Source organism: Parvibaculum sp. (assembly GCF_030651915.1).
In the GTDB taxonomy this organism is placed as follows: Bacteria; Pseudomonadota; Alphaproteobacteria; order Parvibaculales; family Parvibaculaceae; genus Parvibaculum.
Genome location: NZ_JAUSBV010000005.1, coordinates 639,184 through 661,584, shown reverse-complemented (window position 1 = coordinate 661,584; position 22,401 = coordinate 639,184). Strand labels below are relative to the sequence as shown.

The 22,401-nt window shown below is 61.5% G+C and carries 23 protein-coding genes; 15 read left to right on the top strand and 8 right to left on the bottom strand.

The window, feature by feature from the left end; translation table 11 throughout:
* The first annotated feature begins 78 nt into the window (after window positions 1–78).
* From Q7V31_RS07515 to Q7V31_RS07475, 9 genes are all read left to right on the top strand, one after another.
* Window positions 79–1,038, top strand: coding sequence for a heme o synthase (locus Q7V31_RS07515; RefSeq protein ID WP_304733415.1), 960 nt, complete (start codon window positions 79–81; stop codon window positions 1,036–1,038).
* A gap of 7 nt (window positions 1,039–1,045) precedes the next feature.
* Window positions 1,046–1,228, top strand: coding sequence for a hypothetical protein (locus Q7V31_RS07510; RefSeq protein ID WP_304733414.1), 183 nt, complete (start codon window positions 1,046–1,048; stop codon window positions 1,226–1,228).
* A gap of 100 nt (window positions 1,229–1,328) precedes the next feature.
* The gene (locus Q7V31_RS07505) at window positions 1,329–2,165 is read left to right on the top strand and encodes a cytochrome c oxidase subunit 3 (protein ID WP_304733413.1); all 837 of its coding nucleotides are present in this window, start codon (window positions 1,329–1,331) and stop codon (window positions 2,163–2,165) included.
* 79 nt (window positions 2,166–2,244) lie between these two features.
* Entirely contained in the window at window positions 2,245–2,631 is a 387-nt protein-coding gene (locus Q7V31_RS07500; protein WP_304733412.1) for a DUF983 domain-containing protein, read from the top strand.
* Between the two features lie 4 nt (window positions 2,632–2,635).
* Window positions 2,636–3,379: an SURF1 family protein gene (locus tag Q7V31_RS07495; protein WP_304733411.1), complete on the top strand. Its 744-nt coding sequence runs from the start codon at window positions 2,636–2,638 to the stop codon at window positions 3,377–3,379.
* A gap of 116 nt (window positions 3,380–3,495) precedes the next feature.
* On the top strand, window positions 3,496–4,899 hold the full coding sequence (thrC, locus tag Q7V31_RS07490) for a threonine synthase (protein WP_304733409.1): 1,404 nt from the start codon (window positions 3,496–3,498) through the stop codon (window positions 4,897–4,899).
* Window positions 4,900–4,918: 19 nt separating this feature from the next.
* Entirely contained in the window at window positions 4,919–6,193 is a 1,275-nt protein-coding gene (locus tag Q7V31_RS07485) for a pitrilysin family protein (protein WP_304733408.1), read from the top strand.
* Between the two features lie 27 nt (window positions 6,194–6,220).
* On the top strand, window positions 6,221–6,808 hold the full coding sequence (locus Q7V31_RS07480) for a GNAT family N-acetyltransferase (RefSeq protein WP_304733407.1): 588 nt from the start codon (window positions 6,221–6,223) through the stop codon (window positions 6,806–6,808).
* Between the two features lie 41 nt (window positions 6,809–6,849).
* Window positions 6,850–9,789: a bifunctional diguanylate cyclase/phosphodiesterase gene (locus Q7V31_RS07475; RefSeq protein ID WP_304733406.1), complete on the top strand. Its 2,940-nt coding sequence runs from the start codon at window positions 6,850–6,852 to the stop codon at window positions 9,787–9,789.
* Window positions 9,790–9,800: 11 nt separating this feature from the next.
* Here Q7V31_RS07475 and Q7V31_RS07470 read toward each other — a convergent pair whose 3' ends face one another.
* Window positions 9,801–10,406, bottom strand: coding sequence for a YqgE/AlgH family protein (locus Q7V31_RS07470; RefSeq protein ID WP_304733405.1), 606 nt, complete (start codon window positions 10,404–10,406; stop codon window positions 9,801–9,803).
* Between the two features lie 215 nt (window positions 10,407–10,621).
* Here Q7V31_RS07470 and Q7V31_RS07465 point away from each other — a divergent pair, with 215 nt between their 5' ends.
* The 3 genes from Q7V31_RS07465 to Q7V31_RS07455 all read left to right on the top strand — a co-directional run bounded on the left by Q7V31_RS07465 (window position 10,622) and on the right by Q7V31_RS07455 (window position 12,587).
* Window positions 10,622–11,440 (top strand): protein-disulfide reductase DsbD domain-containing protein, encoded by an 819-nt coding sequence (locus Q7V31_RS07465; RefSeq protein WP_304733404.1) that lies wholly within the window; start codon window positions 10,622–10,624, stop codon window positions 11,438–11,440.
* Window positions 11,441–11,525: 85 nt separating this feature from the next.
* Entirely contained in the window at window positions 11,526–12,011 is a 486-nt protein-coding gene (locus Q7V31_RS07460; protein ID WP_304733403.1) for a peroxiredoxin, read from the top strand.
* A 303-nt stretch (window positions 12,012–12,314) separates the two neighbouring features.
* The gene (locus Q7V31_RS07455) at window positions 12,315–12,587 is read left to right on the top strand and encodes a hypothetical protein (protein ID WP_304733402.1); all 273 of its coding nucleotides are present in this window, start codon (window positions 12,315–12,317) and stop codon (window positions 12,585–12,587) included.
* 383 nt (window positions 12,588–12,970) lie between these two features.
* Here the strand turns inward: Q7V31_RS07455 and Q7V31_RS07450 are convergent, their stop codons facing one another.
* The 4 genes from Q7V31_RS07450 to Q7V31_RS07435 all read right to left on the bottom strand — a co-directional run bounded on the left by Q7V31_RS07450 (window position 12,971) and on the right by Q7V31_RS07435 (window position 16,123).
* Window positions 12,971–13,468: a GNAT family N-acetyltransferase gene (locus Q7V31_RS07450; RefSeq protein ID WP_304733401.1), complete on the bottom strand. Its 498-nt coding sequence runs from the start codon at window positions 13,466–13,468 to the stop codon at window positions 12,971–12,973.
* Between the two features lie 281 nt (window positions 13,469–13,749).
* The gene (locus Q7V31_RS07445; RefSeq protein ID WP_304733400.1) at window positions 13,750–14,556 is read right to left on the bottom strand and encodes a hypothetical protein; all 807 of its coding nucleotides are present in this window, start codon (window positions 14,554–14,556) and stop codon (window positions 13,750–13,752) included.
* Between the two features lie 25 nt (window positions 14,557–14,581).
* On the bottom strand, window positions 14,582–14,791 hold the full coding sequence (locus Q7V31_RS07440) for a hypothetical protein (protein WP_304733398.1): 210 nt from the start codon (window positions 14,789–14,791) through the stop codon (window positions 14,582–14,584).
* 93 nt (window positions 14,792–14,884) lie between these two features.
* Window positions 14,885–16,123: a Swt1 family HEPN domain-containing protein gene (locus Q7V31_RS07435; protein ID WP_304733397.1), complete on the bottom strand. Its 1,239-nt coding sequence runs from the start codon at window positions 16,121–16,123 to the stop codon at window positions 14,885–14,887.
* Between the two features lie 649 nt (window positions 16,124–16,772).
* Between Q7V31_RS07435 and Q7V31_RS07430 the strand changes: the two genes are divergently transcribed.
* From Q7V31_RS07430 to Q7V31_RS07420, 3 genes are read left to right on the top strand one after another with little or no spacing between them, the layout of a single operon-like run.
* Entirely contained in the window at window positions 16,773–17,057 is a 285-nt protein-coding gene (locus tag Q7V31_RS07430) for a hypothetical protein (protein WP_304733396.1), read from the top strand.
* A complete protein-coding gene (locus tag Q7V31_RS07425; protein ID WP_304733395.1) occupies window positions 17,054–17,578 on the top strand; it encodes a type II TA system antitoxin MqsA family protein in 525 nt (174 codons plus the stop codon). Before Q7V31_RS07430 ends, Q7V31_RS07425 begins: the two co-directional genes overlap by 4 nt.
* Window positions 17,578–19,428 carry a KGGVGR-motif variant AAA ATPase gene (locus tag Q7V31_RS07420; RefSeq protein WP_304733394.1) on the top strand — a complete coding sequence of 617 codons (1,851 nt, stop codon included), beginning with the start codon at window positions 17,578–17,580 and terminating at the stop codon, window positions 19,426–19,428. The genes Q7V31_RS07425 and Q7V31_RS07420 overlap by 1 nt, the downstream gene beginning before the upstream one ends.
* A gap of 446 nt (window positions 19,429–19,874) precedes the next feature.
* On the opposite strand, the gene rnhA is transcribed toward Q7V31_RS07420, so the two are convergent.
* The 3 genes from rnhA to ispH are packed head-to-tail and all read right to left on the bottom strand — an operon-like array spanning window position 19,875 to window position 22,254.
* On the bottom strand, window positions 19,875–20,324 hold the full coding sequence (gene rnhA / locus Q7V31_RS07415; RefSeq protein ID WP_304733393.1) for a ribonuclease HI: 450 nt from the start codon (window positions 20,322–20,324) through the stop codon (window positions 19,875–19,877).
* Entirely contained in the window at window positions 20,321–21,286 is a 966-nt protein-coding gene (locus tag Q7V31_RS07410; RefSeq protein WP_304733392.1) for a homoserine kinase, read from the bottom strand. Before Q7V31_RS07410 ends, rnhA begins: the two co-directional genes overlap by 4 nt.
* 11 nt (window positions 21,287–21,297) lie before the next feature.
* Complete coding sequence (ispH, locus tag Q7V31_RS07405) at window positions 21,298–22,254, bottom strand: 4-hydroxy-3-methylbut-2-enyl diphosphate reductase (RefSeq protein WP_304733391.1); 957 nt, start codon at window positions 22,252–22,254, stop codon at window positions 21,298–21,300.
* Between the last annotated feature and the right edge of the window lie 147 nt (window positions 22,255–22,401).

Below are 22,401 nucleotides of genomic sequence, written 5' to 3'. Positions count from 1 at the left end.
CGGCCGGGTTGATCGGCCGGAGCTTTCCTTTCGAGACGGACACCCGGCCCGACCGGGACATGAAGGTATCGACGGCTTATGTCGAATAGAGCGATCAGCAAGGAAGAGTTCGACGCCCGTGCCATGTCCGACGGGGGCATGGGATCGGCCCGTGATTTTTTCGAACTGCTGAAGCCGCGCGTCATGTCGCTGGTGATCTTCACGGCGCTTGTCGGCCTTGCTGTCGCACCGGGCGGCATCCACCCGGTGATCGCCTTCACGGCGTTGCTCTGCATTGCGGTCGGCGCCGGTGCGTCGGGCGCGCTCAACATGTGGTACGACGCGGATATCGACGCGAAGATGGCGCGCACGGCGGACCGACCCATTCCGCGAGGCCGCGTGACTCCGGGTGAGGCGGCCGCCTTCGGTTCGATTCTTTCGGTCTTCTCGGTGATGACAATGGGGGTGCTGGTGAACTGGGTGGCAGCGTCGCTGCTCGCTTTCACCATCTTCTTCTATCTGGTGGTTTACACGATGTGGCTGAAGCGCCGTACGCCGCAGAACATCGTGATTGGCGGCGCCGCCGGCGCTTTCCCCCCGATGATTGGCTGGGCAGCGGTGACCGGCTCGGTGTCGATCGAACCGATCGTACTCTTCCTGATCATCTTCATGTGGACGCCGCCGCATTTCTGGGCGTTGGCACTTTACCGCCGCGGCGACTACGAAAAGGTCGGCGTGCCGATGTTACCGGTTGTTGCCGGCGAGGCCGAGACGCGCCGGCAGATTCTGATTTATTCGTTGCTGCTGGTGCCTTTGACGCTGCTGCCGGCGGCGCTGGGCTTTGCCGGCTGGCTCTATGCAGTCGCGACCGCGGTTCTGGGCGCAGGCTTCCTGTGGTTTGCCATTGGTGTCTGGCGGAGTCGCGCCGGGGCGGCGCAGGACATGGCGGCCAAGCGCCTGTTTGCCTATTCGATCCTGTACCTGTTCCTTGTCTTCTCGCTGTTGCTGGCCGAGAAGATGCTCGGCGTTGCCCCCATGGGCCCGCTGTCACTGTCATGAGGACAAGATGACCGAGCAGGACGAAAGCAAGCGCCATGAGATATTGGCGCCAGTCTGGACGGAAGAGCAGCTGAAGCGCCGCCGCCAACGCAATCTGGCGATTGCCTGGACACTGGGCGCGCTGATGGTCCTCTTCTTCGTTGTGACGATTGTGAAACTTGGAGGCAATGTGGCGAACCGTACGTTTTAGCGGTTCGCCCGGGCTTCCGGCGCGTACTGGCTGCGCCGACAAATTGGGATAGACTGATCGGGCGGCGCACGTGCGGCCCGCGAATTGGAGAGACGGGGACATGGCTGACGCTCACGCCAAACATCACGACTATCATCTGGTTGATCCGAGCGCCTGGCCGATCGTCGGCGCGACCGGCGCGTTTATTCTGGCCATCGGCGCCGTCATGTGGATGCATGAATACATGTCGTCCTGGCTGATGTTGGTCGGTTTCGCCATCGTCGCCTACACGATGTTCGGCTGGTGGCGCGACGTCGTCCGCGAAGCGCACAAGGGCGACCACACGCCGGTGGTGCAGCTTCATTTGCGCTACGGCATGATCCTCTTCATCGCTTCCGAAGTGATGTTCTTCGTCGCCTGGTTCTGGGCCTTCTTCGATGCGAGCCTGTTCGCCGGCGAAGAGATTCAGGCGGCGCGCGTGGAATTCACCGGCGGTCATTGGCCGCCCCAGGGCGTCGAAGTCTTCGATCCTTGGCACCTTCCGCTGATCAACACGCTGATCCTGCTGACCTCGGGCACGACGGTCACTTGGGCGCATCACGCGCTTTTGCATGACGACCGCAAGGGTCTCGTACAAGGTCTAGCGCTGACAGTGGTGCTTGGCCTGCTCTTCACGGCGGTTCAAGCTTACGAATACCAGCATGCGGCGTTCTCTTTCGCCGGCAGCATCTACGGTTCGACCTTTTTCATGGCGACCGGCTTCCACGGCTTCCATGTCATCGTTGGTACGATTTTCCTGATCGTATGTCTCGTGCGCGCGATGAAGGGGCACTTTACCTCGAAGCAGCATTTCGGCTTCGAAGCGGCGGCCTGGTACTGGCATTTCGTTGACGTGGTCTGGCTGTTCCTGTTCTTCGCCATCTACGTCTGGGCGTCGGTGGGTGCGGTCTATCACTGATCGCAGGCCTGCCTGCGGGGCACAAAAGGGGGCGGCCGGCGAGAGCGCGGCCGCCCTTTCGTTTTAGTCGGAGGCATCGATGAACGCCGAGAGCCATGCAATTCCTTCCTCCATGCAGGTGGCGCTCAAATCCTGCTGCCCGCGCTGCGGCAAGGGGAAGCTCTATGACGGCTTCCTGACGCTGGCGCCGGCTTGCCCGGGATGTGGCCTCGACTACGGCTTCGCCGATGCCGGCGACGGACCTGCGGTCTTCATCATGATGATTGCCGGCTTTGTCATTGTCGGGCTGGTACTGTGGGTCGAGGTCACTTGGTCGCCACCTTATTGGGTTCATGCCGCGCTGTGGCTGCCGCTGACCATCCTGTTGCCGCTTGTCCTGCTGCGGCCCCTCAAAGGCTGGCTGATTGCACAGCAGTTTCGTCACAGGGCAAGTGAAGGGCGGCTGGAATGCGACGGGCGGGAGTAGGGCGATGGTAAACCATTACTTCCGGCCATTGCTCTGGCCGACACTGCTCACGTCCGCGATGCTGCCTGTCCTGCTGGGTCTGGGCTTCTGGCAGATTGACCGCCTTGAATGGAAAGGCGATCTGATCGCGAACATGACCGAGCGCATGGCGGCCGATCCGGTGGCGATACCCGGTCCTGAAAGTTGGACTGCGCTTGACGCGGCCGCGCTCGAATATGTGCGTGTGGCGCTGACCGGGCACTTTCTGCACGAGCACGAGTTGTACTATTTCACGCAAGATGAGACGGGTGCCCCGGGCTATGCGGTCATAACGCCGCTTGTCTTGGCGAACGATGCAGGTTCCATCGTTCTGGTCGATCGCGGTTTTGTCCCAGTGGCAATGAAGGCGCCGGAAGCGCGCGGGGAGAGGCCCAGCGAGGGAGAGGTCAGCCTTGTAGGCATCCTGCGCACGCCGCGTCCGCGCGGAACCTTCGACGGTGCCGACGATCCAGCGCGCAACGTCTGGATGGTGCGCGACCCGGTCATGATGGGCATGCAGCTTGGCCTCGGACCCGTCGCCCCCTTCATCGTTGAGGCCGAGCCGGACCCCATGGGCGGGCCATGGCCCAGGGCCGGCCGAACCCGTGTCGACCTGCCCAACAACCATCTCGACTATGCCCTGACGTGGTTTGGCCTGGCGGCGGCTTTGATCGCTATCTATTTGATTTATCACAGGTCTCAGGGCCGATTTGGTCGCCCGAAAGGTTAATCCAGGGCAATTTCGTCGCTCCCCGTTCTGGGCAATTGCCTCCCGCGCCGGGGCCGGATAGGGTAGCCCCAACCGGCCCGCGAGCCTCTTTCGCGCTGGCACCCCAGGAGATTATGGTGAAGTACGTCAGCACGCGGGGCGCCGCTCCGGAGCTTGATTTCGAGGATGCTTTGCTCGCCGGGCTTGCCCGCGACGGCGGCCTTTATGTGCCGGCGGAATGGCCGCAACTGAGTGAACGCAAGATCAGGGCCTTTGCCGGTTTGCCCTACGAGGAGGTCGCCTTCCGCGTCATGCGGCCCTATATCGGCCCCTCGATCGACGACAAGGCGCTTCAGGACATGCTCGCGGAGGCCTATGCGAGCTTCCATCACCGGTCAATTGTGCCGCTGGTGCAAATTGGACCCGGCGACTGGCTGCTTGAGTTGTTCCACGGGCCCACACTGGCATTCAAGGATGTCGCGATGCAGATTCTCGCGCGTCTGTTCGATCATGTGCTGGCGGCACGCGGCCGGCGCATCACCGTTGTCGGCGCCACATCCGGCGATACGGGCTCGGCCGCCATCGAAGCCTTCAAGGGCCGCGACACCACCGACATCTTCATCCTGCATCCCAAGGGCCGCGTCTCCGAGGTGCAGCGCCGCCAGATGACGACCGTGCTCGACGCCAATGTCCACAACATCGCCATCGAAGGTTCGTTCGACGACTGCCAGGCCTTGGTCAAGGCGATGTTCAACGACCATCGCTTCCGCGACGAGGTTTCGCTGGCGGGCGTCAATTCGATCAATTGGGGCCGCGTCATGGCCCAGATCGTCTATTATTTCACCAGCGCTGTGGCGCTTGGCGCGCCTGCGCGGCCGGTCGCCTACTCGGTGCCGACCGGCAATTTCGGCGACATTTTTGCCGGCTATGCGGCCGCCCGCATGGGCCTGCCGGTGGCGCGGCTGATCGTGGCGACCAATGTCAACGACATCCTGGCGCGTGCGCTTGAAACCGGCCGCTACGAAACGGGCACTGTGGTGCCGACCATTAGTCCCAGCATGGACATCCAGGTCTCGTCGAATTTCGAGCGCCTGATCCACGACGCCTATGGACATGATGGCGCCGCAGTAACGCGCCTGATGCAGAGCCTCGCACAATCGGGGGGGTTCGAGATCGACGCTGTAAGGCTCGATGCGATCCGCGCCATGTTCGGCGCCGCGCGTGCCGATGAAAAGGAGACGCTGGCAACCATCGCCGCCACGCTGAAGGCGTCCGGGGAGTTGGTTGACCCTCATACGGCGGTGGGTCTTGCCGTCGCGGCAAAGCTGCGCGGTGATGCGGGCACCCCGATGGTGACGCTGGCGACCGCCCATCCGGCAAAGTTTCCAGACGCCGTTGAGGCAGCGTCCGGCATTCGCCCGGCGCTGCCGCCGGCCATGGCCGACCTGTTCACACGGGAAGAGCGCCTGTCGGTGCTGCCCAACGATATCAATGCGGTCGAAGCGTTCATCCGCGAACGCGCCCGCTCCGTTACTGCGTAACCGCTGAAGGAGTCCGCCCATGTCCACTGAAGTGACCAAGCTGGAAAACGGCCTGACCGTTGTCACCGACAGCATGCCGCATCTTGAAACGACGTCGGTCGGTGTCTGGGTCAATACCGGCGCGCGCCATGAGGCCAAGCCCGAACACGGCGTCTCGCACATGCTGGAGCATATGGCTTTCAAGGGCACGGAGCGGCGTTCGGCGCTGGCCATTGCCGAGGAAATCGAGACGGTGGGCGGTTATCTCAACGCCCACACGACGCATGAAGCGACGGCCTATTATGCCCGGGTGCTGAAGCAGGACCTGCCGCTTGCCGTCGATATCCTGGCCGACATCCTGCAGCATTCGGTTTTCGACCCGCAGGAGGTCGAGCGCGAGCGCGGCGTCATCATTTCCGAAATCGGCCAGGCGCACGACACGCCTGACGACATGGTTTTCGATCATTTGCTCGAAGCCGCCTATCCGGACCAGCCGCTTGGCCGTTCGATTCTCGGCACGATCGACACGGTGTCGGGCTTCGGCCGCGACGCTCTGCAAGGCTATATGAGCCAGCGCTATCTGGCGCCGGGCATGGTGCTGGCGGGTGCCGGTGGCATTGACCACGGAGCTTTGGTCGCGCTGGCCCGCGAGCGTTTCGGCGCCTTGCCGAGCCGCGGCACCAATGGCGTGGAACCGGCGCGCTTTGCCGGCGGTGAGCGCCGGATCGAGCGGGACCTCGAACAGGCCCATCTGGCGCTTGCCTTCGAGGGGCCGACCTATTCGGATCCTGATTACTACACCGCCCAGGTCTTTTCCGGCGTGCTGGGCGGCGGCATGTCGTCCCGCCTGTTCCAGGAGGTCCGCGAGAAGCGCGGTCTCTGCTATTCGATCTTCGCTTTCTCCTGGTCCTTTGCCGACACCGGCGTCTTCGGCGTCTATGCGGGCACGTCGCCGGACGATGTCGCCGAACTGGTGCCGGTGCTGTCGGGTGAAATCGGACGCCTCGGCGAAGACGCGAGCGAAGATGAAGTGGCCCGCGCCCGCGCCCAGATCAAGGCCGGCTTGATGATGGGGCTTGAAAGCTCATCCTCGCGTGCCGAGCAGATTGCCCGCCAGTTCACGGTCCACGGTCGGGTCTTGCCGATCGGCGAGCTGATCGAGCGCGTCGAAGCTGTCGATGCCGCCGCCGTGCGCCGCTACGCCGATCGCCTTTTGGGCAGCAAGAAACTGGCCCTTTCGGCCATCGGCCCGCTCGCTGGCAAGGACGGCGGACTTGAATCCTATGACCGGATCGCGGCAAGATTTGCCAGTTGAGGTCGCGATCGGGAGGCGCGTCCGGCCATGGCATTTCTTCGTTCGATCACGAAGCCGGAGACCACGCCGCTCATTCTGGGTCAGGGCGTATATCTGCGCGCGCCGCAACCTGGCGACCATTCCGCCTGGGCGGCCTTGCGTGCCGATAGCCGCGATTTCCTGACGCCATGGGAGCCGACCTGGGCGCAGGACGACCTGACCAGAACGGCCTATCGCCGCCGCCTCCGCCGCTATGTGCGCGAGATTCGGGAGGACCATGCCTACCCCTTCTTCATCTTTCGCGAGCAGGATGAGGCCCTTGTCGGTGGATGCACCTTGTCCGGCGTCCAGCGCGGGGTCCAGCAGTCATGTTCGTTGGGCTACTGGGCAGGTGAGAAATATGCGGGGCAGGGCTATGTAACGGCGGCGGTGCGGGCGCTGATCCCATATGTGTTTGAGGAACTGAAATTGCACAGACTGCAAGCAGCCTGCCTGCCCGAGAATGAAAGGTCCCGCGCGGTGTTGCGCAAATGCGGCTTCACCGAGGAGGGCCACGCGCGGGGCTATCTCCGCATCAACGGCATGTGGCGAGATCACGTCGTGTTTGCCATTTTGCGCGACGATCCGCGCCGGTGATTTTAAAGGGGAGAGATCGGCCAATGCGGCGAGGGGCCTCGATGAAAGCGCGCATTCGCGGCGTGCTTGCGGTAATCGCTTTGGCGGTCGCCACCGCGCTGCCGGGAACGGTGCAGGCGCTCGATGCCGTGGCGCTCGACGACCGGGCCCCGGTGGTTGATTTGACCCCCCATGTCGAGCGCTATGAGGCCGCCGGTCGGCGGCTGACGATCGAACCGCCGACGGCCGGCACATCCGAAATCGCCAGCGAGTTCGAAGAGGAAGCGGCCGGCATCGATGAAGGCGCGCTTGCAGAGGGCGCCATTGTCATTTCCGACGGCGACGGCGCGAGCGGCACCTGGATCGCTGTCGCATTGCGCAACCGGTCGGACGAGCCTGTGCATCGCTATCTGGTCGCCGACGAACGTGGCCGCGGCCTGGGCAACCTCTTCTGGCCGTTGCCGCGCAACGCCATCGACCGCGTCGTGACGGCGGGCGGCGAAGACCCGGTGCCGGTAACCGGCGACCAGCGGCGCGGCTTCTCGGTCTTTGCGGTTTCCGCGAGCGCCGAAACCAGCATCACGGTGGCCCTGCATGCCGATGAAGCACCGGAAAGCCTCTATCTCTGGCAGGCCGATGCATGGACATCTTTCATGCGGCGGCTGGCGCTGGTCGAGGGCGGCATGCTGGCGGTCGTCGCGGCATTCGCGATCTATCTTTCGGCATTGGCAATCCTGACGCGCGTTTCTGCCGCCCGCGCGACCGCCGGCCTTCTCGGCACGGGATTTCTGCTCTTGTTGACGGAGTTCGGCTATGTCGCCGCGCTCCTCGATCTCGCCCCGCGATGGGACATGACGCTGCGCATATCGGCCTTGGCCCTCTTTGCCGCCGCCGTCTTCGCGCTGGAACGCTTTTTTCTCGATCTCGAACGGCTCGCGCGATGGCCGTCGCGTCTGGCGCGGCTGATGGTCTACGCATCCCTGGCGGGCATTCCGCTCGCCTTGCTCAGCGTGCCGCTCGGTGCCTTCTACGTCAGGGGGATCCTGGCGATGGCGGTGATTGCCGGCGTACCGCTGGTCGTCATGGCGGCGCTGCGCGGCGTTCGCCCGGCCCAGCTGCTGATCCCGGGTGCGGTGTTGTTCGGCTTCGCCGGCCTTGTCGCGGCCCTTCACACGACCGGATGGGTGTCCATGCCGTTTGTCGGCACGACCTTTTCGGGCGGGCTCCTGACGGCGGCGCTGACGCTTTTCGCCTTCGCGGCCGCCTATCACGCACAGGGCGGACGGCGCCGTGCCGATCTCGGCACGCTGCGCAGCGAACAACGCAATGCCTTTGCCCTGTCGGGCGCCCGCATGGGCGTCTGGGACTGGGATGCGACCAACGACCGCCTTTATGTATCGCCCTCTGTGGAAGCGATGTTGGGGCTCGACGCCGGCACGCTGGACGGCAACGAACTGCTCTGGCGCGAGCACATGCACCCCGCCGACCGTGAAACCTATCGCACCGCCCTCAACGCCTATTTCCATCGCGGCAATGTCGCCTTCACGCTTGAATTCCGGATGCGTCATTCGGATGGTGTTTTCCGCTGGGTTGCGCTGAGCGCAAGCTGCGTCGCCGCCGCCGACACCGGCACCGCCCGCTGCATCGGCACGGTCCGCGACATCTCGGCGCGGAAACATGCCGAGGAACGTCTGCTGCATGACAGCGTGCATGACAGTCTGACGGGCCTCCCCAATCGCGCCCTCTTCATGGACCGTCTCGAACGCGCCATTCGCCGGCCGGACCTGCTCGATCGCCCGCGCGCCGCGATCCTGCTGATCGACCTCGACCGTTTCAAGACCGTCAATGACAGTCTCGGGCATTCAGGCGGCGACGCCTTGCTGATCGCCATCGCCCGCCGGCTCGAGTCGCTGATCACGCAGGATGACACGGTGGCGCGCATCGACGGCGACGCCTTTGCCGTGCTGCTGACATCCCGCACCCAGCGCGAAGACGCACTGGCCTTTGCCGAACAGGCGAGCGAATTTCTGCGCCAGCCGATCGAGGTCGCCGGGCACGAGGTCTACCCGACCTCCTCGATCGGTGTCGCCATTTGCGAAGACGCGCACGAGAATCCGGAAGACCTCTTCACCGAAGTCGAAATCGCCATGTATCGCGCCAAGCGCTCGGGCAAGGCGCGGATCGACATGTTCGAGCCGGCGATGCGCGCCGAAACCGACGATCATTTGACGCTTGAAACGGATTTGCGCCACGCCATCGAACGCAAGGAGATGGAACTCTACTATCAGCCGATCATGTCGCTGATCGATGGCGGCGTGCGCGGCTTTGAAGCGCTGATCCGCTGGAACCATCCCAAAGACGGCCTGCAGATGCCGGACAGCTTTGTGCCTTTGGCCGAAGAGATGGGCATTATCACCGATATCGGCCGCTTTGCCTTGCGCGCCGCCAGCGAGGAATTGGCGACCTGGCAGAAACTGTTTCCGATGGAGCGCCCGCTCTTCGCCAGCGTCAACGTGTCGAGCCGTCAGTTGCTGCGTCACGATCTGATCGAGGATGTGAAGCGCGTGCTGAACCGCATCGACGTCGAACGCGGATCGCTGAAGCTCGAAGTGACGGAGTCGCTGGTGATGGAGAACCCCGAATTCGCCGCGACGATGTTGACGCGCCTCAAGGCGCTGGGCGCCGGCCTTTCGCTCGATGATTTCGGCACCGGCTATTCGAGCCTGAGTTACCTGCAGCGCTTCCCGTTCGACACCTTGAAGATCGACCGCTCATTTGTCGCCGGCATGTCGGCCGATCGCGAGACGCCGCTGATCATCCGCTCGATGGTGACGCTGGCGCATGATCTCGGCATGGAAGTGGTCGCCGAAGGCACCGAAAGCGAAACGCAGGCGCAGGATCTGGCGAATATGGGCTGCGACTACGGACAGGGCTATTATTTTGGCCAGCCGATGCGGGCCTCGGAAGCGCTCGACTTTATCACCCGTCATTGGCGCCGTTGATGCGCCGCGCCTCAGGCGTGCCCCGCATCGGCCGAAAGCAGTGAAATGTCGACGCCGAGCTTCGCCAGCGCCTTCTGATATTTTGTTTCGATGTCGAGACCGAACAGCAGGTCGGAATCCGTATCGCAATGGAGCCAGCCATTGGACTGGATTTCGGCATCGAGCTGGCCGGGCGCCCAGCCGGCATAGCCAAGCGCAAGAAGGGCATGCCGCGGGCCATGGCCGCCCGCCATGGCGCGCAAGATGTCGACACTCGCCGTCAGCCCGACATCCTCATCGACGGGCAGGGTCGACTCTTCCGAGAAATAGTCTTGCGTATGCAGCACGAAGCCGCGCCCCGTTTCGACCGGCCCGCCCACAAGAACGGGGCAGTCGATCTCCGCGACCTTGCGCGGCATATCGATCGACAGCCGGTCGAGAAGATCGGCAAAGGTGATGTCGGGCGCCGGTTTGTTGACGACGATGCCCATGGCGCCATCGGGATTGTGAACGCACATATAGATCAGCGTGCGCGCGAAGCGGACATCGCCGATCGATGGCATGGCGATCAGCATCTTGCCTTCGAGGAACCCGGTTTCCTCGGGCTGGCAACTCAAATCCGACGACATCGGGCTCATGGGCAGCCTGTCTCCGGCTGTTGGCGCGTGGCGCGCAGGCACAGCTGAAATCCTGCCCTCTTGGCCGCGTGATGTCACGCGCCATGTGCCGCCGGCCTCGGCAATGAAACGCGGTCGTTCTTTTCACGCAATATTTTGATAAAACAATCAAGATGGCGCGCATAGGGGCGCGAGCGGCCCGAAACGGGCAGGACGGAAACCGGGAAATGTCGGGCATGAAGGCTTTATGGACAACGGCACTATGCGCGCTGGCGCTGGCGGCATCGCTGCCCGCCCTTGCCGCCACGGCCGACAGCGCCTCGATTGTGCGCATGTCAGCCGCCGTGACGGCGCATGACGGCGCGCCTTTTCTAGCCGGTGTTGAAATGCAGCTTGAACCCGGCTGGAAAACCTATTGGAAGCATCCGGGCGACAGCGGCATCGCCCCGGCCTTCGACTGGTCGGAATCGGAAAATATCGAGGACATCGATCTGAGCTGGCCGGCGCCGCGCCGTTTCGACGATCCGGGCGATGTGACCTTCGGATATCTCGACCAGGTAACATGGCCGCTGCGCGTGAAGCCGGTCGACGCGACGCTGCCCGCCATCTTGCGCCTGTCCATGTCTTATGGCGTTTGTTCGGACATGATCTGCGTGCCGCGCGAGGCGGCGCTGACGTTGACCGTGCCGCCGGCGGAGGAGGGCGCCCGCGCCGAGCCGTCGGTCGATCTGATGCGCCTTGTCGGCGCGCTCGCGCATCTGCCGCAGCCGCTGGACGCGGACCAGGCGGTGGCGGTCGGCTGGCGCGATGCCGCTGCGCCGGTCCTTGAAATCGAGTTCACCGGCTGTGCGCCGGGATGTCCGGCGCCGCAATTGATTGTCGACGGGCCGGAGGGTGTCTGGTTCGGCACGCCGTCGGTCCGCCGTGTCGGCGACGTGCTGCGCTACAGCGTCGAGGTCGGCGCGCTTTCGGCTTCGGTGCTGGAAGGCGAAAGACTGGGCTTCATTTTCGCCGGCCCCGAAGAAGCCCGCATCGCCTGGCACACCATGCCCTGAGGCGGGCAGGGGCTGGCGAACCGCGGCGATTGGCGCTTTAATGCGCCCCAACGTGACCCCCCAACAATCCCTCAAGGAGGCAGCCATGACGATCAAGGTTGGAGACCGCATTCCCGAAGCGACCCTGATGCAATTGACCGACAAGGGCCCGGCGCCGGTCAAGACGTCGGAATATTTCAAGGGCCGCAAGATCGTCGTCTTCGCGCTGCCGGGCGCCTTCACGCCGACCTGTTCCAACCAGCACCTGCCGGGCTTCATCCAGAGCGCCGAAACGATCAAGGGCAAGGGCGTCGACGAGATCGCCTGCCTCTCGGTCAACGACGCCTTCGTCATGGGCGCCTGGGGCAAGTCGCAAGGCGCCGACGGTAAGGTGACGATGCTCGGCGACGGCAATGGCGACTTCACCAAGGCGCTGGGTCTCGGCTTCGACGGCACCGGCTTCGGCATGGGCATGCGCTCGGCGCGCTACTCGATGCTGGTCGATGACGGCGTCGTCAAAAGCCTCAACATGGAACCCGCCGGCGGCAAGGCCGAAATCTCCGGCGCCGAAAACATGCTGAAGCAGCTCTAAGCGGCAGCGCCCGGCACGTTCTCCAAATTCGTCATTGCGAGCGAAGCGAAGCAACCCAGAAGCCGCGCATGCAGAGTTTGCCGCTTCTGGGTTGCTTCGTCGCTTCGCTCCTCGCAATGACGCTGTGAGGCGGTGTGAGCCACACACGCCTCCCCAACCGCGCAATGACGAACGAATTTCGCGCGCGGGCGAACGGCGGAAACAGTAATCCGCCCAACCCCGCACAGCCGCGCCGCGCCAAAAGCGGCCTTTCCCCCTTGCGGGTCGAAGTCTATTCTTGTCCCCGCACAAGGGATGGAAGCCATGAGCGACGCTGTCGGACCCGGCGATATTGTTCTTTGCGTCAATGCCGCCCCGAACCATGTCACGGGCCAGCCGGTGCCGCTGCAGGCCGGCGAGACCTACCGTGTGCTCGCCGTCCTCGAATTTGCCTGCCCCTGCGGGCGTTCCGATGCGCTGCTGGATGTCGGCGTTGATTTCGCCTGGTGCCAGTCCCGCTTCCGTCTCCTGCCCCGGCCCAAAGCGGAAACAAAGCCCCGCCGCGTTTCGGCGCCCAGGGAGAAGGAGCGGGTCTGAACGGCCGACAAGCGTCTCGCCGTATTCCGTGCCACCTCGCTGAATCGAAACGGAAAGAGCCCCCCGGAAACGGAGGCTCTTTTAATTTGGGCGAGGGAGGAAAAACCTCTTCCTTCCCACCCTCCCCCTGAGGGAGGGTCGAAATTCGCGTAGCGAATTTCGGGGAGGGGTAGGCGTGGAAGCTCAGCGCATAACCGGCAGCACACCACTCCGTTCATCCCCCAATTCGTCATTGCGAGGGTGAGGCGCGTTTTGCGTCAGCAAACGAAAAGGTCAGGTGGATCTTTTCGAGCGCCGAACGCGAAGCAATCCAGATGCGGCAAACTCTGCAATACACTGACAGGAGCAACAATTCCCATGCCCGGAAGGGAACGTTGCGCCTGTCACCCTGTTCCGGCCTGGCCAAGCGGCTTCACCAGAAGGAGCGTCGTGAGTCCGCTGTTCCATTCAGTGTCGGGATATTGATCGGCTTCACGATATCCGCGCTTCGCGTAGAAGGCGCGCGAACGCGCGTTGAACGTGTCTGTCTCCAGGCGCGCAGTGGGAAAGCCCGCTCTCGCGATCTCGGTCTCCGCCATGTCCATCAGGCGGCTGCCCACACCCTTTCGCGCGTGACCGGGGCGCACATGAAGGGCGTTCACGAAATCCGCGTCCCAATCCACGAAGCCGACGACCTGCCCATCGCATTCCGCGACCCAAAACGCGGTGCCCCGCGCCCTGACGTAAGCGCCAGGACGGTCCTCATCGCGGAACCGCTGAGCGGCAGCGGGCGTCAACGCGGGAAACCAGGTGCTCTCATACGTTTCGTAAAGAATCGCCCGAAGCACGGGCGCATCGCTCGACGTCGCGCGACGGATGTGTGTCTCGGCGGCGGGCGGCATGACAACAACCTGGCTCCACAAGACTAGGTCCACAATACGGCGCAATACGGTGACAGGAGCAACAAATCCCATGCTCGGAAGGGAACGTTGCGCCTGTCACCGTATTCGCCACCCCCCAATTCGTCTTTGCCGGACTTAATCCGGCAATCCAGAAGGCGCGGCTTAAGCCGCGCCGTCTCTCTTCACAAAGACTCATTGACCGAGACGCCGACGTTGAGGAAATGAACGACGCGGCAAAGGACCGTCGGGTCACCTGGACGTTGGACCCGATGCGCAGTTTGCTATTCCTCGTGGAACTCAATCTTGGCAGTAATCTCGTTCATGGCGTAGTGGACAAACTGCTTCCCAAGTTCTGTCAACTCGTATGGTTCGGTCTCATCGAACGCCGATTTTGCTGTACGCGGAGCCTCGCCGGGTTTTGAGCGTTTGGGTTGCTGTCGCAAAAAATTCCCAGCGTAATCCGTAGGGCGGTGCTGTCTTATTACGCTTCCGAAACTGAGATCCCGCACAAGCAACTTGAAGAGATCTGCATCGGCGGAATCTTCCCGGACCTGGGGTCTACCAAGATTGTCCCATATGGCCCCTCGGGTAATGCCGGGATTCCGATATATTTCGCCTACAACTTCGAAATGGAAATCAGAGTAAAGGCCTACCCAGTCAAGGAAGAGACGCACCACATCGTCGGAACTGGTTTTGGCTGCGGCCGCATTGGCCAAGATATTGCGGACACGTTGGCGCTTATACTCTGTATCTACCGATGACCAGTTACGAAAAACTTTCTTCAGCAGCGATTGATACTCGGGAGATTCTATCCTCTGCCGCACGTTTTCATCGTGCATATCTACGCGAGCGACGACTTCCGCAATGGTTTTGCCCTTTTCACGTAATTCGTCCTCCAGCATTTGAACCCATTGCCTAAGGACGTTGACGACGTCTTCTTGCTCACTTTCTGACCAGTACGCGGCCCCTGCGGACAGCAATCCGCCTACAAACGGGATAGCTCCGCCTAGCGCGCCAAGTGCTGCGCGAGCCGCCTTCTTTTTGCCATCCGGCTGAAGGCTATCCTTATCAATCTCGTCGGAGTCCATAAAGCCCTACCGTCGATCCGTTTTTCTATGATCTCCCGAGAAGAACAGCGCGTCGTTTGGGGGCTTCGTATTTTTTCAGAGCGAGATAAGCAAAGCTATCTCGCTGCGGCTTGCCGCTGGGGTCGGTCCATTCGCACAAGGCCTCGCCCGAACGACCTTCACCAATATAGATCATCTTGATGCGTCCGGTCTTGTGCTGAACTTCATCTCCTTCATTGAAAGCATGGTCTGCCATTTTCTACTCCATCTGTTAACGCCGACAACATTGTCGACAGGCAATGATCTGACCGCCGATAACGAATTTCGTGACAGGGCAAAGGTCATTGCATCAGCTAGGAAGAAGTCGCGCGATCTTCAGCGCCCGCAACACACGTGTCGCTTCGCTGATCAATATCAATGTATCAGCGCGCCCAATCGGTCTCCCATGGGCAATAGCCTTGCGTACGGGATGCAGACGCTGCAGCGAAATACGGAAATCATCCTTTTTCGTAAATACGTGGAGAAACACAGGCCAGTTATTTTTCTGACAAATGAGTTGAGCGAGATCCATGAAATCCGCGTAATGGATCAGCGGAAAGACGGGCCGTCCGGCTGTGCGGTCTTCTTCTTGACGTTCGATCCACCTTTTGTGCACGTCTCCCGGAACACGGCGCCTCAGCCATGCCTCCCCCTCAAGTGCGCGGAGTTCCGTTTCGACAAGCCCGCGCAACGTGTTCTCAAGCGTTATAAGGATTGTCCAGTGCACGGGGTCGAAGACTGCACCAGGGTCTTCCGCTGCAATAGCGCGCGGGGGCTCAACCTTCGCAAGGCTGAAGCGGAAGCCTGCGGAGAATGTCACTTCGCCGTAGGTGTTCGGTGCAAACGCGATGAGCTCTACGTTCATCCCGCCGGCAATGGCATCAGCATCGGCATCCAGAGGCTCGGATGGCTCGTCACCAAGACGCCTCTCACCCAACTCATCATGGACGAGCTCAGAAACAGTCTCCCCGTAGGGTTGCGGGCTATGGACCGCGTCACTGAGCCGGGCAAGACGGGCGAAGCCGGTCACCGATACTTCGAGATGAGATTCAAGTGCCCACGTGGATCGCATGGCGATCATCCGCTCCGCGAGCGACTCCTGCCATAGTGCTATATTGCGAAACGCGCCTTCGTATGGCGCGACCGCCTCCGCGACACTTCGCGCCAATTGATTTGCTGTGGCTATTGCGGGGAGAATTGCTGGCTGAATGGCCAGCAAGGTACTTTCCAGACGTTGGTTCAATTGCCGCGTGGCTGTAATGAATTCAGGTTCCCGAAAGGGTGCTGTCATCTCGTGAATGTACGCTGCTGCCAACTGAAGTTCCTTGTGAGGAAAATTTCTGTGTAGGGCCTCATGGGCTGCCATCACGGATTTTGCAGCGCGGCTCACGTCGAGGGAATCAATGAGTTGCTGCGAAGCCCTAACCATTTCACGGTTCTGATCGATCACCTTGAACGCCTCTCGGATCGCCTTGCCCTGAATGGGGTCATCGCGCATGTGCATTGCTTTCTCTCTTCGCCGCACGGCATCGGCGAACGAGTCGTGCATTTCGGGTTACTCCTGAAACCCCGTTTCTATTCTTATACGGAAGCATTCACTTCTCTCCATTTCCAGCGAACAGATCAGGCGTCTTGTCATCCCGAGATTGGCTAAGGCCCTCCCCGCGATGTAGGCAGGGATGCTTGATGCGGGCGAGGCCTCTCGCGCCCTCGAAATGTGCCCAACCCCCAGCGGGCATTTTCACGCTAATGATCGGCGTCCCACACGATGGGCAGTCATGACGATAGCGCCCCCGCTGCCGTTTGATTTCTGGTCGCGAGAGCACCCAGCTTTCCCGCACGTGGGTCAATCCGCCCCTCAGGAGACGCCTCGTATGTGCCCGTCGCTTGATCCAAAGAGGTTGCATTCAGATCACCCTTCTGGCCTCAACGCTGCTTCTGACGAGATGCAGCCCAACGTAGAAGCCGTTCGATCATGTCGGGGGTCCTTTCGAGTGGCGCGGCTTAACGGTTTGTCCCGCACGGGAAGCCAGCCTGACCACGGCCTCAGCCCTTGACATTTGATAAATAAGTATCATATGATACCAAGTGGCGTCAAGGAATACGCACATGAGACAGAAAGACCTCGCGTGGCGATATCAAATGATATCAGACGGCAGCTTATTCTGCTCGCGGGGTCGCGGCGGACGCGAACCAATGTGTTCAGCGCCGCCCGCCCGACCCACTGGGAACCGACAAACGTTAGACGGCCCGACAGCGGCGAAGCATTCACCCCCGACAATGCCTGGACGTTCGTGGCTGAATTGTTGGAGGGCGGCGTGGATGTCGAAACGATCACCCTCGACAAGCCACTTGGCCGCACCGGATACGTCATCATCTGCGACGGTTGGTCGGGAGAAAAGATTTACATAAAGCTGCAGCTGGTCAGCGGCAAGGTCGTGGGACGCAGCTTTCACGTCAGCACAGAATGGGGTCCGAGATGAAGAAGGGTGAACAACAGCCAAGCGCACAAGGTCCGATGGAAGATTGTGCGCTGTGCGGCGAGAATGCCGCAACGCAGCACATCAGGACGCAGCAATTCGCATATCGCGAGGGTACAAACGAAGTCCTTCTGAACGCCGATATCCCCGTAATCGAGTGCGCCGCATGCGGCGAGACGTATACCGCCGAGAGCGCCGAAGAGGCGCAGCATGATGCGGTGTGTCGTCATCTCGAACGACTGACGCCGGACGAAATCCGCGCCCTTCGTGATCGCAATGGCTTAACGCAGGCCAGGCTCGCCGAACTGACCGGGATCGGTATTGCCTCAATCAAACGCTGGGAAGCCGGTAATGTTATCCAGAACGCGGCTCTCGATGCTGCCTTGCGCGCGCTCGACGCTGCTCATGTGAAAGTTACAAAACCAAGGCCGGTGCCGCGTTTCCGCACGACCTTCTCGCAGGACACGCTTCGTCGGGCGAGGTCGTTTGATTTGAGATTTTTTCCGGAAGAAGTAGCAGCCTGATGTACACAGTTACCTTCTACTCATACAAAGGCGGCGTCGGCCGCACGATGGCACTCGTCAATGTGGCCGTTCTGCTCGCCAAGCTCGGACGCCGTGTACTTGTGGTTGATTTCGATCTCGAAGCACCAGGACTTCCCAGCTACCAAGTCTTTCGCGGCACCGAGTGCAGGCGTGGCATCGTCGACTATGTGACTTCCTACCGGACAACGGGAGTTGCCCCCATCGCTTCCGAGTACATCACCCAGTGTGAAGTCGACGGAAACCCACTATGGCTCATGCCCGCTGGTGATCACACCCGCCGCGGCTATTCTGAGTCGCTGCAGTCGATCGACTGGCAGGATCTATATGAACATCAGTCGGGCTTTCTGATGTTCGAAGATCTCAAGCAACAGTGGGCGCAGTACGAAGGCGCTGGCTTCGATTACGTGCTTATCGATAGCCGGACAGGCCATACAGACGTGGGCGGAATCTGCACGCGCCAGCTGCCTGATGCCGTCGTTGTCATGTTTGTGCCCAACGAGCAGAATATTGACGGCTTGGCGCCAATTGTGGAGAGCATTCGCGCCCAAAATAAAAAGAATTCCAAGCCCATCACGCTGCATTTCTGTCCTTCCAATGTCCCCGATCTGGACGATGAGAAGCATATTCTCGGTGACCTCTTGGAGGAGGCAAAAAAGAAGCTTGGTTATGAACGTGAACCAGCTTCGATCATTCATAATTACGGGAGTCTAGAGATACTGACGCAAACCGCTTTTGCATTGTCCCGACCAAGCTCGCGCTTGACCAAGGAGTTCGATACGCTTCGCACGTCGATTATCGCGGCCAATTTCAGTGACCGTGAAGGTGCACTCGTCGCATTGAGGCAAATGCCCGCGACCTTTGACTGGGCACGTAAAAATCAGAAACCCGGAAAGCCGGAAGAAATCCGCGCCAACGCCATCGACATACGGCGCAATCATCCACGCGATGGAGAGATTGCATTTCTGGCGGCGCGTGTATTCGGGTACATCGGCGAACAAGACGAAGAACTCAGCGCGCTCGGCACTGCGATCGAGGTTGGCAGCGACGTCAATCGAGCACGCCTAGGCCGCGCTCGCCTACATCTGATGGCGGGTCGCAAGGACGATGCGCATTCCGACTTGATCGAGGTTCTGTCGTCTCAGGCCGCGACGGTTTTTGAGCTTGTGCCCGCATTACAGATGGCGTTGCGGGTAGACAGTTTCTGGCTGACTGCAGTCGACAAAGCGCTGGACCGGCCGGATTCAGAGTACAAGACACTCGCTACGCTCTCCAGATTTATCATGACACAGCGAGACGCGTTGCCTGCATTGGCCCGCCGAATGGTCCAGAGCATTAAATCGCCCATGCTGAGTATTTCCCAGCAACAGGAGGCTCGCAATATGGCGGTGTTATCTTTCATTGGAAGCGGTGATTTCGTTCAAGCGAAGAGACTTCTCGTTGAGACCGGTGCGGTCCCAGCTTCGCTTCAAGATCAGTTCAACTTGACGATGGCCGAGTGGGGTATTGCGAAGAAGCCGTCGATCGAGGCTTTCAAGCTGCTAGCCCAGCGCCTTGCGACGGAGACGCCGCCGGGCAAGCTAAGCGCGAACCATCATCAATGCTTCGCGCTGGTGCTCATTGTTTTGGGTCAGGCCGAAGCTGCAGAGAAGGAGTTGGTGGCAGCAAAAGCCAGGATCAGTGCGGGCGAGATGGATTTCAGCTGCTGGCGCTACCTCAACGTTAACGGCGAGGCCATGGTCGAAGACCTCAATGCCATGCGTGCGGCGGTCAGCCAAGACAAATCTATTGTTCCGACGTTTCTGGAAAATGTTCCCGTTACGGTCCATTGAGTGGGTCCGCAGCACTGCGACAAAGCGTCGTTGGATCACTTTTGGGGAGCGAAGTTGATCATCAGAAATTGCATCTGGAGTCGGCGCGTGGCAATTTCGCTTTGTCACGGCCTGCTAGGTTTTTCTTAACCTCGGGGGCGTTATTGTTGCTGCATCAGAAGGAGAGCTGCCATGGTCTATAAACCGGAGTCCGACGACTAAAATCGTCGACCACGTATTTTCAGCTTTCAGCGGGCCGTTTTGAAGACGGCCCTTTTTCTTTTTGACGGACTGGCCTCATAGCTAATCAAAGTGAGGAACCATTTGAGCTCCGTCCCACACTCGGTGCAGCGAGGTTCAAAAAATGAATTGAATTCCTGCTTGCGACCACCTCGGCTTTGTCCCGGCGCGAGACGTAGCTGGGGTGCTCCGTCCGCTTCGGACCACCCGACCCCCCCACACCCCCCTCACTTCCCCGCCAAATACGGCCCCATCCCCTGTCGCGCCAGCGCATCGGCGCGGTCGTTCTCCGGATGGTCCGAATGCCCCTTCACCCAGTGCCAGCTCACCTCATGGCTCTCAAGCGCCGCTTCGAGCCGCTTCCAGAGTTCGGCATTCTTGACCGGCTGCTTGGCCGCGTTCTTCCAGCCGTTCTTCTTCCAGTTGTGAATCCACTTCGTGATGCCGTCTTTCACATAGGTGCTGTCGGTGTGAATGCGCACGCGCGTGCCGCGCTTCAGCGCTTCGAGGCCCGCGATCGCGGCCATCAGTTCCATGCGGTTGTTGGTGGTCGCCGGCTCGCCGCCCGTGAGCTCCTTCTCGTGCCCGTTCCAGATCATCAGCGCGCCCCAGCCGCCGGGGCCGGGATTGCCCGAGCAGGCGCCGTCCGTATAGATGTCCACCGTCTCGCCGCTCATCCGTCGAGCCCGTAACCGGCCGGCGAGGTGACGCCGCGGTGAAAGCGCAACCGCGTGAGGTACTCCTTCGGGTTCTTCGGTTTCACGAAGGCGCCTGGCGGATGGTTGATCCAGTCATAGAGACGCGTCAGCAGGAAGCGCATCGCCGCGCCGCGCGCCAGCAGCGGCAGCGTCGCCAGTTCCGCCGCTTCGAGCGGCCGCACCTGCGTGTAAGCCTGCAGCAGCGCCCGCGCCTTGGTGATGTTGAAGGCGCCGTCGCCTTCGAAACACCAGGCATTGAGGCAGATCGCCAGGTCATAGGCGAAGGCGTCGTTGCAGGCGAAGTAGAAATCGATCAGGCCCGACAGCCGGTCGCCGATGAAAAACACATTGTCGGGAAAAAGATCGGCATGAATGACGCCGGCCGGCAGGTCGCGCGGCCAGTCGCGCGAAAGCTGGCTGAGTTCGCGGTCGAGTTCGGCCGCGAGACCGGCCATGAAGCCGTCGATGCCGTCGCGGCAGGAGTCGAACAGCGGGCCCCAGCCATCGACATTGAGCGCGTTGGGGCGCGTCAGCGCGAAATCGCGCCCGGCCAGATGCATGCCGGCAAGCGCCCGGCCCACTTCCACGCAATGGCGCGGCTGCGGCCGGCGCACATGCACGCCTTCGAGAAAGCTGATCAGGGCGGCGGGCCGCCCGGCAAGTTCGCCCAGCATCTCGCCCTGGCGGTTGCGGATCGGCGTCGGGCAGTTGATGCCGTGATCGGCCAGATGGTTCATCAGCCCGAGAAAGAAGGGCAGGTCGCTTGCCGCCACGCGCTTTTCATAAAGCGTCAGGAAATAGGCGCCCTTGTCGGTATGCAGCATGTAGTTGGAATTCTCGACGCCCTCGGCGATGCCCTTGTAGGAGAGCAGCGAGCCGATGTCGTAAGCGGCGAGGAAGATTTCGAGTTCCTCGTCGGGCACTTCGGTATAGACGGCCATGAAACCCCCGGTCAGACCGCCAGCGCGCGCGGCAGCTTGAACTGTACCGATTCGCGGCGCACCGGAATATCCTCAACCGTCACCTCGAAGCGCTGGCGGAAAGCTTCGATCACCTCGTCGACCAGCACTTCCGGCGCGCTGGCCCCCGCCGTCAGGCCGACAGTCGCGGGCGTGCCGAGTGCCGCCCAGTCGATGTCGGCGGCCCGCTGCACCAGCGCCGCGTAAGCGCAGCCCGCCCGCTCGGCCACTTCGACAAGCCGCATCGAGTTCGACGAGTTGGGCGCGCCGATCACCAGCATCGCTTCGGCGCGCGGCGCAATCGCCTTCACCGCCTCCTGCCGGTTGGTCGTCGCATAGCAGATGTCTTCCTTGTGCGGACCGGCGATTTCGGGGAAGCGGCGGCGCAGCACCGCGACGATCGCGGCCGTGTCGTCGACCGACAGCGTCGTCTGCGTCACAAAGGCGAGCTTCGCCGGGTCCTTCGGCTCAAACGCTTCGGCGTCGGCCGCCGTTTCGATGAGCCTCACCGCGCCCTCCGGCAATTGCCCCATCGTGCCGATCACTTCCGGGTGGCCGGCATGGCCGATCAGCAAAATTTCGAGGCCGCGTTCATAGAGCCGCTCGGCTTCGACATGCACCTTGGAGACCAGCGGGCAGGTGGCGTCGAGATAAAAGAGGTCGCGCGCCTGCGCTTCGGCCGGCACCGCTTTCGGCACGCCATGTGCCGAAAAAATCACCTTGGCGCCCGCCGGCACCTCGTCCAGTTCCTCGACGAAAATTGCCCCCTTGCGCTCCAGGCTCTCGACCACGAAGCGGTTGTGCACGATTTCATGTCGCACATAGACCGGCGCGCCGAATTTCTCGATCGCCATTTCGACGATCTGGATGGCGCGGTCGACGCCGGCGCAAAATCCGCGCGGACTTGCGAGCAGCAGCGTGAGGGGCGGTTTCGGGTTTGGGACGGTCATGTGACAGTTTTATGACAGATTTGTGACAGAGGGGGTGTTTTTGGTGTGCCGCGCTGTGCCGTCTTGTGACTTCGGGACCGCTCCGATAGAGTTTCCGCGCCGTCGGGAGCGCCCCGCCTGTCTTGCCTAACCTTATGAAATGCAAGG